At 39.3% G+C, this 16550-nt stretch carries 14 protein-coding genes and 1 pseudogene; 10 read left to right on the top strand and 5 right to left on the bottom strand.

Features of this window, described 5'->3' with window-relative positions; genetic code table 11:
* Nucleotides 1–499 precede the first annotated feature (499 nt).
* A complete protein-coding gene (locus CU633_RS02585; RefSeq protein ID WP_101658163.1) occupies nt 500–3535 on the bottom strand; it encodes an efflux RND transporter permease subunit in 3036 nt (1011 codons plus the stop codon).
* A gap of 832 nt (nt 3536–4367) precedes the next feature.
* Between CU633_RS02585 and CU633_RS02580 the strand changes: the two genes are divergently transcribed.
* Nucleotides 4368–4850 carry an AraC family transcriptional regulator gene (locus CU633_RS02580; protein WP_101658162.1) on the top strand — a complete coding sequence of 161 codons (483 nt, stop codon included), beginning with the start codon at nt 4368–4370 and terminating at the stop codon, nt 4848–4850.
* A 777-nt stretch (nt 4851–5627) separates the two neighbouring features.
* Nucleotides 5628–6299, top strand: a complete 672-nt coding sequence (locus CU633_RS02570; protein ID WP_257958426.1) for a YdeI/OmpD-associated family protein — start codon at nt 5628–5630, stop codon at nt 6297–6299.
* A gap of 375 nt (nt 6300–6674) precedes the next feature.
* On the opposite strand, the gene CU633_RS02565 is transcribed toward CU633_RS02570, so the two are convergent.
* The 4 genes from CU633_RS02565 to CU633_RS02550 form a co-directional block, all read right to left on the bottom strand.
* The gene (locus tag CU633_RS02565; protein ID WP_101658159.1) at nt 6675–7592 is read right to left on the bottom strand and encodes an aldo/keto reductase; all 918 of its coding nucleotides are present in this window, start codon (nt 7590–7592) and stop codon (nt 6675–6677) included.
* Nucleotides 7593–7869: 277 nt separating this feature from the next.
* The gene (locus tag CU633_RS02560) at nt 7870–9192 is read right to left on the bottom strand and encodes a TIGR00366 family protein (RefSeq protein ID WP_101658158.1); all 1323 of its coding nucleotides are present in this window, start codon (nt 9190–9192) and stop codon (nt 7870–7872) included.
* Between the two features lie 77 nt (nt 9193–9269).
* Nucleotides 9270–10454 (bottom strand): acetyl-CoA C-acetyltransferase, encoded by a 1185-nt coding sequence (locus tag CU633_RS02555; RefSeq protein ID WP_101658157.1) that lies wholly within the window; start codon nt 10452–10454, stop codon nt 9270–9272.
* Nucleotides 10455–10482: 28 nt separating this feature from the next.
* The gene (locus CU633_RS02550) at nt 10483–11094 is read right to left on the bottom strand and encodes a 3-oxoacid CoA-transferase subunit B (protein ID WP_308314690.1); all 612 of its coding nucleotides are present in this window, start codon (nt 11092–11094) and stop codon (nt 10483–10485) included.
* On the opposite strand from CU633_RS02550, the gene CU633_RS02545 reads away from it, so the two are divergent.
* From CU633_RS02545 to CU633_RS02515, 8 genes and pseudogenes are all read left to right on the top strand, one after another.
* Nucleotides 11068–11388, top strand: coding sequence for an ATP-binding protein (locus CU633_RS02545; RefSeq protein WP_180954830.1), 321 nt, complete (start codon nt 11068–11070; stop codon nt 11386–11388). The two genes, CU633_RS02550 and CU633_RS02545, sit on opposite strands and share 27 nt — an antisense overlap.
* A complete protein-coding gene (locus tag CU633_RS02540) occupies nt 11385–12569 on the top strand; it encodes a sigma 54-interacting transcriptional regulator (protein WP_257958424.1) in 1185 nt (394 codons plus the stop codon). Before CU633_RS02545 ends, CU633_RS02540 begins: the two co-directional genes overlap by 4 nt.
* The gene (locus CU633_RS23730) at nt 12490–12786 is read left to right on the top strand and encodes a helix-turn-helix domain-containing protein (RefSeq protein WP_441296848.1); all 297 of its coding nucleotides are present in this window, start codon (nt 12490–12492) and stop codon (nt 12784–12786) included. Before CU633_RS02540 ends, CU633_RS23730 begins: the two co-directional genes overlap by 80 nt.
* A 229-nt stretch (nt 12787–13015) precedes the next feature.
* On the top strand, nt 13016–13279 hold the full coding sequence (locus CU633_RS02535) for a hypothetical protein (protein ID WP_101658172.1): 264 nt from the start codon (nt 13016–13018) through the stop codon (nt 13277–13279).
* Entirely contained in the window at nt 13276–13662 is a 387-nt protein-coding gene (locus CU633_RS02530; RefSeq protein WP_101658154.1) for an aspartyl protease family protein, read from the top strand. Before CU633_RS02535 ends, CU633_RS02530 begins: the two co-directional genes overlap by 4 nt.
* 942 nt (nt 13663–14604) lie before the next feature.
* Nucleotides 14605–15018, top strand: a complete 414-nt coding sequence (locus CU633_RS02525) for a hypothetical protein (RefSeq protein WP_101658153.1) — start codon at nt 14605–14607, stop codon at nt 15016–15018.
* 646 nt (nt 15019–15664) lie between these two features.
* Entirely contained in the window at nt 15665–16090 is a 426-nt protein-coding gene (locus tag CU633_RS02520) for a hypothetical protein (protein ID WP_101658152.1), read from the top strand.
* Nucleotides 16091–16426: 336 nt separating this feature from the next.
* Nucleotides 16427–16540 (top strand): annotated as a pseudogene (locus CU633_RS02515) (YdeI/OmpD-associated family protein); the annotation flags it as partial.
* Nucleotides 16541–16550: the final 10 nt, after the last annotated feature.

Below are 16550 nucleotides of genomic sequence, written 5' to 3'. Positions count from 1 at the left end.
AAACTACCGGATTTCCTCTAAACAAAAAAGGACCGGGCATGGTTTTCGCCCGGTTTTTCTTATGCAGTTAAGTTCTGCACAAATTCCTCGCAAACCTCTGTACTTTTATTTTGCAATAAACACCGTTTCGACCTTACCCAGGCTTAGCAAAGGTGAAAGGCATCTATCGAAGCAATACATCGCCTGAAGAATTTCTGTTCACCATAACCTTATTCGTTAGGCAGCGAAATCGAGTTGTAAATGAAATAAGAGAAATCATTGATGACATAAAGAGGTATTTAATACCGGTCAACATCCAAAGTTCGTCGAACGTGAAAGAGAATCAGTAATAAAATAAAGGCAACCTCGGTTGCCTTTATTTTATTAGTGGCGGATAGCGGAAAATAGTTGCGGATAGCGGAAAATACTAGCGGATAGCCCAAAATAAAGGAAAGACCGCACAAATGAGAATGCCCTCATCATTTGTACGGTCTATTTTTCTACCCGAAAGCTAGAACCCTTACATTTCAATCGCCCGCTCAGCAGTTTCCACAGCCATTCTTTGTTTCTTAGATTTTTTAAAATAAAGTAACTCATACACACACGGAATGACAATTAACGTCAAGAGTGTCGCGAGCGCGAGTCCGCCAATGACGACTACCGCCAAGCTTTGAGAAACTAAGCTTCCTGTCTGCGATGCTTTAAATAACAATGGTAGCATTGCACATATCGTTGCCACGGCCGTCATGAAGATTGGTCGCATTCTTGTTGCGGATGCTTCCACCAACGCTTCGCGAATGCTCATTTTTTCCTCGTTTTGTCTGACACGATCGATCAGAACGATCGCATTGGTTACGACAATCCCAATCAGCATTAATGCCCCAAGCAGTGCTGTGATATCAACCGAGATCCGGCTGACTAGGATGCCTAAAATCGCTCCGATCGCGGCAAGCGGTAGAGAGGTTAGAATCGCGATTGGTGCTTTGATTGATTTAAACGTGATGACCATGATCAAGAACACGATTCCGATCGACACGAGCATCGTTAAGAATAGGTCGGTAAAGTCTTCTGCCTGCTGCGCGCTTGCTCCGCCAACGAGAACCTCTACATCCTCCGGCAGGTCCATTCCTTTATTGTCTTTTTTATCACCAAAAACCTCCAGGTTGATCTTGGTTGAAATCTCCGAAAGTTTAGCTGGGTCTACGGTTGCAGTGATTCGAAGGTACGTTTCGCCATCCTTATGGAATTGGCTGGTGGAGCTCTCAGCCTTTTGTAAAGTTGCGACTTCAGACACTGGTACCATGCCGGCTTCGGTCATAATCGGAATATTTTTCAAGTCGTCCGGTGTTTCTGTGTTAAGCAAAGGTTCAAGAACAACATTCGTTTGTTTTTCATTTAAGGCAATCGTTCCAAGCGGAGTCTGATTTAACATGACTCCAAGCTGCTGGGCGATTTGGCCGGAATTACCTTTTTCAGGGTCAACCACTAACGAATAGACGGTTTTCTTTTCATCCTGGTTGGTTGTTACTTTTTCCACTCCGTCAATGTCGGAAACTTCCTCTTTAATATTGTTTGCCACGGTTTCCAGCTGATCGAGATCTTCCCCAATGACATCTATGGTAATTGCGGTTGATGATCCACCCATCATAAAGGAAGCAGTGGTAACCTCTAAGACGGCATCCTGATACTGATCCTTTTTCTTTTCGATTTCATCTAAAATCTTATCCGTATCGTCTTTATCTTTTAATAAAATACTGATGACGGCTTCGGTTGGAGAGCCGATTTCACCAAATTGAGCAGAATCAGCCGAAGAACCGACTTGGTTGAAGACATATTTGACTTCATCCATTTCAGCGATTGAATTTTCAAGCTCAATGGCCTTTTCTTTAACCGTTTCAAAAGGTGTTTCATTTGGATATTTCAAGGTAGCTGTGACAAAGTCGGCAGAAGAATTGTCAACGGCGCCCTTCGGTACGACAAAATAAGCACCAATTGATCCGGCAAACAACAGAATCGAAATCGTAAATACAATCCATTTATGATTGAGAGACCACGCGACAGCTTTTGGAAAGCGGACCGCCGGCTTATGTTCCGGAAGCTTTGTATTTTTCAACAAACCGGCACTCATTAACGGAACCACGGTCAAGGCCACTAGTAGAGAGGCCAATAGCGAATACGTAACCGTTAAGGCGAATGGTAAAAGGAATTCTTGCAGCCCACCATTTAACAAGCTCATTGGCAGGAACACGGCGACGGTTGTTAACGTGGAGGCCGTAATCGCCACGCCGACTTGTTTCGTTGCATCAATCACCATTTTCGCTGATAACTTCTCTGTTTGCATTTTGCGGTAAATATTTTCAATGACCACGATACTATCATCCACAAGCCGTCCAACGGCAACAGCAACCCCGCCAAGTGTTAAAATATTTAACGTTACGCCTGATTGGGCCAACAAGAACAAGGTAAAGCAAAGTGATAACGGAATCGACACAATCGTAATAAACGTCGTCCGGATATTCCGTAAAAAGATCATAATCACGATGGTGGCAAATAAAGCACCCAGAAGAACTTCTTTCACCATCGTATGAACCGATGTTTCAACCATATCAGCAGAAGCCACATATACTGTGGATTCCTGAGTATCGTATTTTTTGTTAATTTCTTTTGTTACTTTTTCGATTTCTTTACTAATCGTCACAGCATTTGAATTACTGTCCTTCGTAATGCTGATGCTTAATGCTTCATTGCCGTTAAAACGGTTAATGAAATTGGATGGCATTGTTTCTTGGATGGTTGCGATATCCTCAAGGGTGACATTTGGTACGATGGGCAAGCTTTTAAGTTTATCCAGACTGGTTAGGTCGCCAATCACCTTAATATTGCTTGTTTTTCCGTCAATCGTCTTTTCACCGACGGCAACGGCCGTGTTTTGTCCTTGAAGAATGCCCATAAGGGCCTCAAGGGAAACTTGGTTTTCGGCCAGTTTTTGATGATCGATTTTTACAGAGATAACGGGGTCAACTAATCCGTAAGTTTGAACTTGGGCAACACCGTCAATATCCTTGTATAACGGTTCGATTTTTTCTTTAATAAATTCCAGGTTTTCAGTGGTGAGGCCATCTTTAAACGTTACAGCGATGTTTGAGATAGGAATCATGGAGGTATTGAGCTGCGAAATGATTGGCTTGGCTATGTAGGCTGGGAGTGCCACATTTGATAAAGCCTCTTGAACGTCTATTTTTGCCTGTTTCATGTCGGAACCAGCTTCGAAAAATAAATCTACTTTAGAAAAGCCGTCTCCTGTCGTGGAATAGACAGATTTTTTTCCTTTTATTCCAGTAACCACTCGCTCGATTGGCGAAGTTACCTCATTTTCCATTGTTTTTGAATCGGTTCCTTGCCCCATTGTAATGATCGTTACTTGTGGATTATCGGCTGATGGCAGGAACTCCATCGGTAAGCGGAAATAACTGACCACCCCAATGACTAAAATTAAAATCGTCATTAATGAGACAGCGGCTTTATTTCGAAAAGCCCATTTGGTGAAAACTGACATAGGAATATCTCCTCCTCTTTGATCTGAAACCCGAGTAAAATCGTACCATGATTTAGTAGCTTGAAGTTAATTTTTTCTATAAATTTACAATTTTTTAATAAAATGTGGTCAACACCGCCTTTGTTTATAGTGCTTTTAAGCTACTAACGTTTCTTGCTTCGCTATCTAAATATGCCATATTTACCTCGTTATGGGGAGACCGAATTTTTTCTACGACTTAAGGCTTAGTAGTTGGGAGTGCCTGTTCAGTTCCTTCTAAGGTAATCTTTCTTTCATAAAGGCTTAACAATTCTAAAACAAATATTCAATAATTTGTTAACAATCATGAGGTAAAGTAGTGATTAGTGGGGGTGGCAAGCGTGGCTATCATGGTATTGGGCGAAGGTGGAGCCGATACTAAATTCGGTAAGGGTAATTATGAATTTGGGGGGACACGATCCAATCTCTGTCTCTGGTCAAAGCATTTCTTACCGGTAGTTGGGGAATAAGAACCTAACCCATTCCTCGACATAAAGTTTTCGTGAAGGAAGACAGAATTCGCTTCTTTAAAGGGGGAACTTGGTTTTTAATCAAACGTTTGAGTCATGTTGGAAAATAGAAAACATTGTAGAATGCTGGAGATAGCTAAGAATCCTATCATTTTCTGGGGAATATTGTACATAATTCTGTAAAATAGCTAATATTTATCGACAGATATTGGTAAAAAGGTTAATAGAAAAGATGTGCGAGATAAATAGGCGGTAAGGATGTCGTTACGTAATAGGAAGGAATTTTCTTTATGGATAGAGAAATTAATTTTAGGTAAATATTAACATTTTAGGAGTTGATATATATGAATATCTCCATAAAGGAATTGCCTGAATATGAAGTAGCTTTTTTTCGACGGATTGGAAGTTACTTTGAACCAGCACCAGAACATTGGGGACAATTGATGAATTGGGCAGTTCGGAATAGCCTTTATCCACCTAAACAAAACATCATCGGTATATCGTTAGATAACCCAGATTTAGTAGAAAGCGAAAATTGTCGTCACGATGCCTGTGTAACGATTCCGGAAGGTTTTGAAAAGGAGAAACATCGTGAGGATGGCATTCAATTTAGAAAGCTAGCGGGTGGGCTTTATGCCTTGTATCCATTTTATGATACACCTGAAAAATTGAATCTTGCCTATAAGTTTATGTATGGTGAATGGATAACAAATAGTGATTATGATGCTGATTACGAAAGGGATAACCTCGAATTCAGCATAAATAATCCATCTGAAGATCCTGAAGGGAAATGCAGGTTGGATTTATATGTGCCAATTAAAAAATAAATAGGCTGCATGAAGAAAACCTAAAGGCTTCCGTTTTCGGGTGCTTTGTTATTAAAAGACACAAGAATTGACGTATGAATTGGCATACGTCTTTTTCTTTATTTATCAAGGTTTCTACGAGATTCCATTAACTTTGACATAGCAATTGAAATCATTATTATGATGGACAATAAGTATTGTACAATTAAAAAAGAGGGTCCAAACTTCTGTCATTTGCTGTAACGTTTTGATCTTTATAAGCTGGTCGATAAAAAGCTACTGATTACCCCATCTAGGATCAAGAGGGCCCGCACTTATCGGTTGAGCGATAGGTTAAGCACCCGATCTGATAAATAGGCGGAAAAATTTCGCTTATTAAGTAATTATTATTAAAAAAAGCTTAAATAGACGGAGAAATTCCGCTTATTTACTCAAAAAATTCGAAATTAGGAGATTTTGCTTTGCTTAATCGGAAAATCTCCCCTTATTTACCCCGAAATGAGCTCCATTCTGCATCTAACGGAAAAATCTCCGCTTATTTTACTTTTGCTGGTTACTCGATTAAGGACAAGACATCTTATTTAAAAGGGAGTGAGTTTTATCTCAAAAATCCAAGAGAACCTCATTTTGATGTATTACGGTGAACCGTTCATAAATAAGATAGATTACGGATACAAAAAATTGAATCATCACAATTTGAGCTATAAGTCTGCTGTATTTCAAAACTCAAAAGGTTGCTAACTAAAAGGGGAACTTTTACACTGGAAGAAGGAATAGAATAAATTTTACAGGTGGGTAATGATGGCTAAAACAATAGTGGAAAAACTAAATTTACAAAAGTATAAAAAAGCAGCGGTATTGCATTTACCAGATGGTGCAGATTATTTAGATGAGTTAGCAGATTATGATACTGAACTAACCGATAGTACATATGATCTTATTTTTGCTTTTGTGTTGGATATGGAGTCTTTAAAAGGACTCGTAAACAAGGTTATCGAAAAAAATTATCTAAATAAAAACGGCTATATCTTTTTAGCTTATCCAAAAAAGGGGAATAAAGTATATCCAACGTTTATTCATCGCGATGAATTATTAGATGGGTTAGGTGCAGATGAAAACGGTTATGTTGGGACAAGTAACATTAAATTTGCGCGGATGGTAGGATTAGATGATGTCTTTACAGTTGTCGGTCTAAAAGAAGAATCTCGAAACAGAAATCAAACATCTACAAAAGCAAGTCAACGTGTAGATGATTATATAGCGTTGATTCCACAAGTGGAAAAAGATCTGCAAGATACTCCAGATTTACTTGAGTTCTATCAATCACTGACCCCGGGTTATCGTAAAGATTGGGCTCGTTATGTGTATAGTGCTAAACAAGAGGCCACAAAAGCAAAAAGACGCGAGGAAATGAAAATGATTCTTGGAGCGGGTTACAAGAGTCGGGATCTATATCATAGAGATAAATAAAGTAAGGTTAACCAAGTGTTTTACATGATAGAGATAGATTTAAAGGAACTAGTTAATATAGTAAATTAAAAAGGAAAAATGATGCAGCTAAACCTCATTTTGAATCGTAAGGTAAACCATATCATAGGTAACGGCGAAATTTGAGGTTTTATAGCTTGCTCATGCCTTATATAAACAAAAGGGATGACCCTTACTTTTGGTCTTATGTTAAAAAAATGGGGCTGTCCCAAAAGTGTATTTCAGCCGAATTCTTAAAAAAGTAAAACCCAAGAATGCTGATAAATCAACATTCTTGGGTTTTTAATTTGAGTGCATTTTACTCTAAAATGGACTTTTTAGACAGCCCTCTTCATTTCATACTTGAGTCAAGTCTGTTTACGGGAGGACATTGCCTGCCGCACGATAGATACTATACCATTCTTCACGCGTCAGATAAATTTCGCTTGCTTTACAGCATTCCTTTAACCTGCCCACATTCATCGTACCGATGACCGGTTGCATTTGTGCAGGATGCCGTAAAAGCCACGCAATTGCGATGGTTGTATTACTAACTTCGTATTTTTCCGCGATTTCATCGATTTTCTGATTCAATTCCGGGAACTTATCGCTTCCAAGGAATACGCCTTCAAAGAATCCGTATTGAAATGGAGACCAGGGTTGAATGGTGATATCGTTCAGTCTGCAATAATCAAGCACGCTTCCATCCCGGTCTATCGCTGATTTATTTTCCATGTTTACATTGATTCCATTAGAGATCATGGTAGCGTTAGTTATACTCAATTGCAGCTGGTTTGCGACAAGGGGCTGCATCACATATTTCTTTAGCAGCTCTATCTGCATCGGCTTCTGGTTGGAGACGCCAAAATGCCTCACTTTTCCTGATTTCTCAAGGATATCAAAGGCCTCTGCTACTTCTTCCGGTTCTACAAGCGCATCTGGGCGGTGCAGAAGCAGAACGTCCAGATAATCGGTTTTCAGTCGTTTCAAAATCCCGTCTACCGATTCTAGAATATGTGCTTTGGAAAAGTCAAACATTCCTTTGCGTATACCACATTTGGACTGCAGAATGATTTTCTCGCGAATATCTGCATTCATGTGGATGGCATCTGCAAATATTTCCTCGCATTCTCCACCACCATATATGTCCGCATGGTCGAAGAAGTTGGCGCCTTCTTCTAAAGATGCTTGGACAAAGCGCTCAGCCTCAATTTTATCCAGCGAGTTAATACGCATGCAACCGACAGCAACGACCGGCACCTCTAATGAGCTGCTCCCTAGTCTTATTGTTCTCATGCTTTACTCCCTCCAATTTTTTGGAATAGGTAACTTAATAAATGATGTCGACATATGTTGGGTTGTTTGACCTGTTAAACGTCATTATCCTAATTAATGAAAACATTCATATGAATTCATATCTATTTTGACACACAAGTATAGCAGGCTCAATATTTAAGCTGTTGTAAAAGTATAAACATGAGAAGCAGCCCTTTCCATACTGAACACCATCCAACAAAAAAGACCGGGCTTTAATTGCCCGGCCACTTAAAGCAGTTCCATATAGATTACTAAACTAGAAGAAGAATAGCCCAATTATAAAAATGAGCCCTGAATATAATAGAGCTGTTATACAAAAGCCCATAATATCCCTTGCTTTAAGCCCAGCAATTGCAAGAGCCGGAAGTGCCCAGAAAGGCTGAGCCATATTCATCCAGGCTTCTCCATAGGCAATGGCCATGGCTGCTTTGCCCAAATCAGCACCCAAAGCCTCTGCTGCCGGCATAACAAACGGACCTTGGACAACCCAGTGTCCACCGCCTGAAGGAACGGCCAGGTTGATAATGCCTGAACTTATGAAGGTTAATATCGGGAAGGTATGTTCATTAGAAATATCAACAAAGAAATTCGTAATAAGTCCACCGAGCCCTGAATTTTCCATCATAAGCTGGATACCGGCGTAAAAAGGAAATTGTGCCAAAATACCAGCTGTTCCTGTTGCAGCGGCTTTAATAGCCCGCATATAAGACATTGGTGTGCCGTGTAAAATAATACCGAGAACAATGAAAATCAAATTAACAATATTAATATCGATTTTAAAGCCCTTTGTACTGAAATAATAGACAATATATACTAAACCAAGCGCGCCAATTGTGTACGCAAGAATTCTGCTTTCTTCCATTTTCTCGGCGACTGAGGCATTAGCCGGTAGTTTTCTGGCAGTGGAAGGCTCTTCTTTTAATAGTTCAGGGTCTACCGCTACGATTTCGCTTTCTGGCCGCATCATCAACTTGGTTAAGAAGGGCAAAGTAATCAATAAAGTAAGTGTTATGAAAATATTATATGGTGCCAGCAAAGTATCAGAAATCGGAATAATACCAGCAATTTTTTCCATAGGGTTGCCTGCTGTTGCGGCTATCAGCGGAACAGAACCCGATAGCCCGCCATGCCACGTTAAGAAACCGATGTATGCGCTGGCAATCAATAGCCGGTAATCGGCTTTCGGAATCCTTCGTGCTACTTCACGTGCAAACAATGCCCCAACGACCAATCCAAATCCCCAGTTAATAATGGAACATAAAGCAGACATGAACGTAACGAGCATGACACCTTGAGCAGGGGTTTTTGCAAGGGAAGCAATTTTGCCCATCCATTTACGCAATAGTGGAGAGCTTGCCATAGCATGCCCTGAAACAACAACCAATGCCATTTGCATTGAAAAGGCTAGGAGGCCCCAGAAACCGTCTCCCCACATTCCTACCATTTCCAGTGGGGTAGTTTTAGTTAAGCCAACTCCAAGCAAAAAGGTAAGGATGGTTAAAATCATGGCAAATACAAGAGGATCCGGTAAATATCGATCAACCATTTTTGTGAAAAACTTTGAAATTGAAGCTACCATGTTGTTCCTCCGTTCAGGAATTGTGTCTATTTGTGAAATCAAACTTTTGTCAGAAGTGAACCCATGTTAACCGAAGCTTACTTTTCCATTTCAACGATTGTTGCAACTCCCTGTCCGCCGCCGATGCAAAGGGTAGCCAGGCCATAATGGGAGCCGCGGCGCTTCATTTCATGCAATAACGTAACAAGGACACGTGCACCGCTTGCACCGATCGGGTGCCCTAAGGCAATGGCGCCTCCGTTTACGTTGAGTTTTTCAGTAGGAATCTGAAGGTCGCGCCCTACAGCAAGTGATTGTGCCGCAAACGCCTCATTTGCTTCAACAAGGTCGATATCATTAATTGTAAGCCCTGTTTTTTCCAGTGCTTTTCTTGTTGCCGGAACTGGCCCAATTCCCATAATTTTTGGATCAACGCCGGCTGCTCCATTGCCGCGAATGACGGCCATTGGTTTAATGCCCAGTTCCTCAGCTTTTTCCCGGCTCATGAGTACAAGTGCCGCTGCTCCATCATTAATACCGGAAGCATTGGCTGCAGTAACGGTTCCATCTTTTTTAAAGGCAGGTTTTAGTTTTGCAAGTTTTTCCGCCGTAACGCCTGCACGTGGGAATTCATCTATATCAAAAAAAACCGGGTCACCCTTGCGCTGAGGAATCTCAACCGGGGCAATTTCCTCCTTGAATCTACCTTCTTTAATCGCAGCCTCTGTTTTTTGCTGACTCCACGCGGCAAATTCATCTTGTTCTTCCCTGGTTAAACCATATTGTTCGGCAATATTCTCAGCTGTTACTCCCATATGATAGCAGTTGATTGAGCATTCGAGGCCATCAGTAATCATACTATCGTAAATGGTTGCATCTCCCATTCGGTAGCCTGTCCGCCCCTTTGAAAGGAGGTAAGGAGCGAGACTCATATTTTCCATGCCTCCAGCAACGACAATCTCAGCTTCACCCGTCTGTATAGCCTGGGTGGCGAGGTGGACAGCTTTCAGCCCGGAACCGCAAAGCTTGTTGATTGCCATGGATGGTACTTCATTAGGCAATCCGGCTTTGAGGGCAGCCTGGCGGGCAGGGCCCTGGCCTAGACCGGCCTGAAGAACGTTCCCCATAATAACTTCATCCACTTGTTCACCATTAATTCCGGCACGCCTTACAGCTTCTTTAATGACAATAGCTCCCAAATCAGTTGCGGGTACGGTACTTAAAGCTCCCATAAAACTGCCAATAGCAGTTCTTACGGCGCTTACAATTACAACTTCACTCATGATACAGTCCTCCTGTTTTTATAATTTATTAATATTGGCTGAGTTTTTCCCCGAGAGAAAAGTCAGCCTCTGTCTTTACTTTAACTGTTTCAAGATCCGCGCCATCCTGAAGTTCTTCAAGAACTAATCCTTCTTCCGTTACGCGGAAAACTGCCAACTCTGTTACAATCATGTCGACCACGCCCTTGCCTGTTAACGGAAAAGTACATTCTTTGAGAATTTTGGAACCCCCTTTTTTGTTGCAGTGTTCCATGGCGACAATAACTTTCCTTGCACCAGTAACCAGATCCATTGCGCCGCCCATGCCTGGAACCATTTTGCCTGGAACCATCCAGTTTGCAAGGTTTCCATGACTATCTACTTCAAGTCCTCCAAGAACAGTTACGTCAACGTGGCCTCCACGGATCAGTGCGAATGAAAATAGGCTGTCAAAAAAAGCTCCACCCGGGATTATGCCTGCCGGCTGTCCCCCGGCATTTACCAAATCCGGGTCAATTTCTCCTTTAACTGGTCCAAGACCAATGTAGCCGTTTTCGGACTGGAGAAAGATTTTAACTTTGAAAAAGACCTGCCTGATGTAGAAATAGATCCTGAGCAGTTTAAACAGGTATTCTTGAATATCCTGATCAACTCCGTTCAAGCAGTGGTTCATCCAGGCCAAATCACGGTTCAAACATCAATGGATGCCGGACAGGATAAAGTGCTTATAGCCTTTTCTGATACCGGAACGGGAATTACCGATGCAGATATTGGAAAAGTTTTTGATCCTTTTTTTACGACAAAGAAAGAAGGAACAGGGATTGGATTGGCAGTGGTGCAGCGGATTATTTTGGCCCATAACGGGGAGATCAGCCTGAGTAATATCCCATCGGGCGGACTAAGAGTGACCATCCAAATACCAATCTATTATTCAAAAAGGGATGTGAAAATATGAGAGGCCACCAAGTAATCCTGATTGTAGATGATGAGGAAAGTGTCCGGACAGTATTGAAAGCGTTGCTCAGAAGAGAAGGTTATGAGGTAGAAACAGCCTCAGATGGAGAAGAGGCTGTTTCGAAGGCAAAATTGTTCCATCCTGCTTTAGTGATTATGGACATCCGTATGCCGAATAAGGATGGAATGGAAGCTTTCCGGGAAATGCGTGAATTTGACAAGGACATAAGTGTTATAATGATGACTGCATTTGCAGCTGTTGAAACAGCGGTCGAGGCGATGAAAATAGGGGCATATGATTATATTATCAAACCATTTAATAACGAAGAAGTTAAAATATTGGTCAAACGAGCCCTTCAGGTCCAAAACCTTAAAGAAGAAGTAAAAGTTCTGCACCGGGAATTAAGCCATAACTACCGCTTGGACAAGCTGTTGACCAATAGCTTCAAGATGATGCAATTATACAAGATGATTGGAAAGGTAGCGCAAACAAATGCTACTGTTCTTATAACGGGAGAAAGTGGAACGGGGAAGGAATTGGTTGCCAATACGATCCATTATAATAGCCACAGATTAACCGGACCTTTTGTGAAAATTAATTGCGGTGCTTTACCGGAAGGGCTATTGGAAAGTGAATTATTTGGGTATGAAAAAGGTGCGTTTACTGGTGCTGTCCAAAGAAAGCCGGGAAGGTTCGAGCTTGCTAAAGGTGGAACGATTTTTTTGGATGAAATTGGGGAAATTTCTCAGTCTTTGCAGGTAAAATTGCTAAGAGTTTTACAGGAGCATGAATTTGAGAGAGTAGGTGGGACCGAAACGATCAAGGCCGATTTTCGGGTAATTGCAGCCACGAATCGGAACTTGATGGGCATGGTTGGAAAGGGAGAATATAGAGAAGATCTCTATTATAGGTTGAATGTTGTGCCTTTAATAATTCCTCCTTTACGAGAGCGGAAGGAAGATATAAGGCTACTGGCCAATTACTTTTTGCAAAAGTTTTCCCAGGAAAACCATAAAGAAATTATAGCCTTTGATGACGATGCCATGAAGCTATTGGATGAAATACTCCTGGCCGGGAAACGTCAGGGAGTTGTCCAATATAGTGGAACGGTCAGTTATTATGAATATAGGATCAGTTATTTTTCCCGAGGATATCCTTTTACCTCCAACGGGGTTCCATGAAAATCATGTAACAGCAGCCTTGAATATGCCTGCAGCTGCAAAGGAATCTCAGCTTCAAGAAGGCCAAACATTGAAAGACTTAATAAAACAATTGGAACAAACCGTGATTCAGAAGAAAATGCAAGAAAACCATGGAAATAAGATGAAGACAGCGAAAGACCTCGGAATCAGCCGCCGTGCTCTTTTATACAAAATCCAGGAGTATGGAATTCAATGATATACGTATCTGAATGAATGAAAAAAGAGAGGCTGTCCCATCCTTCCTGTTTGAGTGGGGCAGTGTCTTTCATACTATTTACCCAGCTTAATTATTGGTTTGATTCTTGTACCTTTATGGGAACTTTAATTTTTTATTTAGTTCGTCTGAGAAACACATTACGTAATGAATTTATCAAACCCTTATTAGTGATATACTAGTTATAAAACAATAAATGGAGGTGATTATGGTGAAATGGGAGCAAGTTCGTGAACAATATCCAGAGCAGTGGGTGCTTGTTGAGGCCATCTCTGCTTACTCAAAAAATTCAATTCGATATCTTGAAGAGCTTTCAGTCATTTCTAATTTCCCCGACTCAACTTCTGCATGGAAAGAATACAAAAAACTACATTTAGCCGATCCTTCTCGTGAATACTATATTTTTCATACTGATCATAAAACAATTGAAGTTAAGGAACAAAAATTTATAGGAGTTAGGAGACGACTCCAATGAAGATTTATATGACGGATGGCTTGCCAATAGTCTCAGTTTCACTTACTTATAAGGGAAATACCATGTATTTAAATGATGTGCTTTTAGATACAGGCAGTTCTACTACAATCTTCGATACGGATGAAGTAGAGGAAATAGGACTTATTATTGACCGTACAACAGGGAGCCCAAGAAGAATGTATGGTGTAGGTGGAGAAAGTGAATTATGTTATGAGCAAACGGTATTAAACTTAGAAATTGATAACTTTTTAATGGATTCCTTTCAATTACAGTTAGGAATTACAAGAGAGACATACGGATTTAACGGAATCCTTGGTGTAGATTTTATGATGAAATCAGGGATTATAATTGATTTTAAGGAATTGATAGCAATGCGGAAATAAGAATAGTTAAGATATCTCTTTTACTTGGAAAACAAAGAAATTTTAAACCTCATTTTGATTATTCACGGTGAACCGTATCATAAATAAGATAGATTACGGATACACAGGTGAAACCGCATTCCTTAAAGAAATTCGACTGCTTTAATAGCGTCCCAATACGCTGTTCCTAGAAAAAACGATCAACTTTTGATGTCAACTGTTCGGAATCCGAGGAATTTGATATGATAGACATGAAAAACATCCTTCCTTGGTAGAGTTTGGTGTGGTAACTTCATTTTACCAAAGGAAAGGGTGTTTTTGTTTTCTTTTATGCAAAATTCCCCAGTAACTTCAAGGTTTTAAAGTGTAATTGAAGGTGCGAAAGTTGAGTTCATTAATAAAAAGTAGTACCAGTCATCTCCTAATAGTAAACTGAAAATTTAAATATTTTTTAATAAATGGAAGGTATTTAACAGTTTATGTAGAATTACTTTTATGAATTCATTTAAAAAGGGGGAAGTTTGTTATAAAATTATGGAAAGTTCGTTTCTTCATCGTTGCAGTATTAACACTAGGATTCTTAATAAGTTCTTCTACTGAATCATATGCTATATCTAATGCAGAAAGAAGAGAAATGCCTTATTATGTGTGTTACGGAACCTCTAATATAACGAACAACTCTACATATGGAATTATGGGAACCTCTACAACTAATTGTGATAGAACCACAATGTACACTCCTCAACTGAATGCGACTAGAGGCACATTGACTAGAAATGGAGTAGGTGTAGCCAGCGATAGTGTTCGTTGGCATGGTGTAGACCGTTCGGTCGTACAGCTTTGGAATAGAAATGCTATAGTGAGAACAGGTACTTACACATTGCGCTCTACTCATGAGGTAGTTAGTGGCTGGAACAATAATCATTCTATATACTGGCATTCTGAATGGACAAGAACTTTTAAATGAAAAAATTCATAAAATATGCAATCTTAATCGCATTACTATTTATTTTAACCTCGTGTTTACCCACAAATAAAGTGAATAGTAGTAGTGATGTTAGTACCAATAAAGAGACAATTATTGATTATTCTAAAATGGAAGAAACAGAAGCTAAAAATAGTGAAGGTGGCTTTGCTTTCAACTATAACCTAGAGAATTATTTTACAACGAAGCAAACACATTATCTAGACGAACAGGAAGTATATAAAGCAAACATAGAAGTTGGAAACTATTTTAGCACTAGAACGAAATTCAGGATATTTATCTTTGTAGATAACAAATTAACTCAAATAGTAGCTAATAATAAGAATCAAAACTTCTTAGATTATGATTTACATGAAAGTGATACTCTTAAAACTTTAAGATACCATACTTAAGTAAAGGTAAACATGAATTGATTGCATTAATAGTAATAAATCCTGACACTGGTCTTGAAAAGCCTGGGTATGTAGATTTTAGTCATTTTGCTAAAAGATACTCTGTTATAGTAGGGGATAAAAATAATATAAAATCTAATAGTCCTCATATACAATAGTAGAAAATGAAGAAACAGACGAAACAAGCGGTTTAACGTACTTAACACAAATCGGAAGTAGCTTAAATTCTGAAAATGCAGTAACTCTGCTGAAAATTAAGGGAACCGATTTAAAGCTAAATTTAAACTTTTTCAATAACATTCCTAATGGGCTTTACTCAATTATTATATTAGATAATAATAACCAAATATCTTTAAAAAATAATTTGTTTATGGTGAAGAAAATCGGAGACGCATTAATAGAGTTAAACCTAAAACTAGAAAAAGCAAAAGAACACAACCTAATAGTGGTAATAGTGGGATCACCCGGAACTGTTACTGGGAATCCTTCAAAAGACATTATGACAACAAATAAAATAACATTATATGAATAAGTTTCATTTCTTTGTTAAAGATACCTTATAGGAGATACAGTAGCTCCTAAAGGTATTTTTTTGTTTTCTTTCCGCTTTCAGTTTTTTATTAACAATAATTTCGGAGGAATAAGTATGAAAAAGCTTTCTTTAATATTTTTAGTAATATTTACCTTGTCACCATTTCGTGCCAATGCAGAAGTTCAATTGTTAAAATACCCAGAAAATGAACATAAAGTGTTTCTTTCAGCAGAGGAATACTACAAGAAAGAAAAATTACATGATTACCACGAGTTCAAAAAAGCTACATTCAGTTTAAGAAAAAAATTATTATACAAGAATTTAGAAAAAGTTTTGAAGAATGAATCAAGCGATAAAATTGATTACAAAATTTTTCATAATTTATTTGCTCATAAGCATAGCCAAGTAAGCCCTAATCGACAAGTTTATCTGTATTGTTCTGTAATTGAAACAAAAGATGACTTACAATACAAATTTATTATGATTGATGCAGAAACGTCTGAATTATTAGTTGAAGGTGATGGTACACATTATAAGTAACAAAGGATTCCTGCCGCTGAATTCTTGATAGGGTTACAATAAAGACAAGACATAAGTGAAAAAAATTTCACTCTCTTATGTTATACACTTGAATCAAAACCGGCAATTTCAATATCTTGAAGTTGAGGTGTACTCGGAGTTGATATTGTTCCATCACTGTTTATGATAACGTTTGGAACCATTAAAAAATTAGTGCAGAACTTTTTCCAACATGAAAGGTACTACTCAATTTTAACGTTAATTTTATCTATCGCATTATACGCTATAACGTCCGTCGAGATTGGAATGAAAAGAGAAGAAACAATGTCAATCCTCATCCTGTCATTGATTCCACAAGTGGAAAAAGATCTGCAAGATACTCCAGATTTACTTGAGTTCTATCAATCACTGACCCCGGGATACCGTAAAGATTGGGCTCGTTATGTGTATAGTGCTAAACAAGAGGCCACAAACCCTTAAC

It is taken from the genome of Bacillus sp. V3-13 (assembly GCF_002860165.1).
Lineage (GTDB): Bacteria > Bacillota > Bacilli > Bacillales > Cytobacillaceae > Bacillus_BJ.
The sequence above is the reverse complement of the archived record's forward strand: the minus strand, read 5'-3'. Positions and strand labels throughout refer to the sequence as shown.

Coding starts and splice junctions, on each gene's coding strand:
- CU633_RS02560 (WP_101658158.1), bottom strand. CDS start 9,192: ATGGTAGCTTCAATTTCAAAGTTTTTCACAAAAATGGTTGATCGATAT.
- CU633_RS02525 (WP_101658153.1), top strand. CDS start 14,605: ATGAAAAAATTCATAAAATATGCAATCTTAATCGCATTACTATTTATT.
- CU633_RS02565 (WP_101658159.1), bottom strand. CDS start 7,592: ATGAGAACAATAAGACTAGGGAGCAGCTCATTAGAGGTGCCGGTCGTT.
- CU633_RS02555 (WP_101658157.1), bottom strand. CDS start 10,454: ATGAGTGAAGTTGTAATTGTAAGCGCCGTAAGAACTGCTATTGGCAGT.
- CU633_RS02585 (WP_101658163.1), bottom strand. CDS start 3,535: ATGTCAGTTTTCACCAAATGGGCTTTTCGAAATAAAGCCGCTGTCTCA.
- CU633_RS02580 (WP_101658162.1), top strand. CDS start 4,368: ATGAATATCTCCATAAAGGAATTGCCTGAATATGAAGTAGCTTTTTTT.
- CU633_RS02520 (WP_101658152.1), top strand. CDS start 15,665: ATGAAAAAGCTTTCTTTAATATTTTTAGTAATATTTACCTTGTCACCA.
- CU633_RS02570 (WP_257958426.1), top strand. CDS start 5,628: ATGATGGCTAAAACAATAGTGGAAAAACTAAATTTACAAAAGTATAAA.
- CU633_RS02530 (WP_101658154.1), top strand. CDS start 13,276: ATGAAGATTTATATGACGGATGGCTTGCCAATAGTCTCAGTTTCACTT.
- CU633_RS02540 (WP_257958424.1), top strand. CDS start 11,385: ATGAGAGGCCACCAAGTAATCCTGATTGTAGATGATGAGGAAAGTGTC.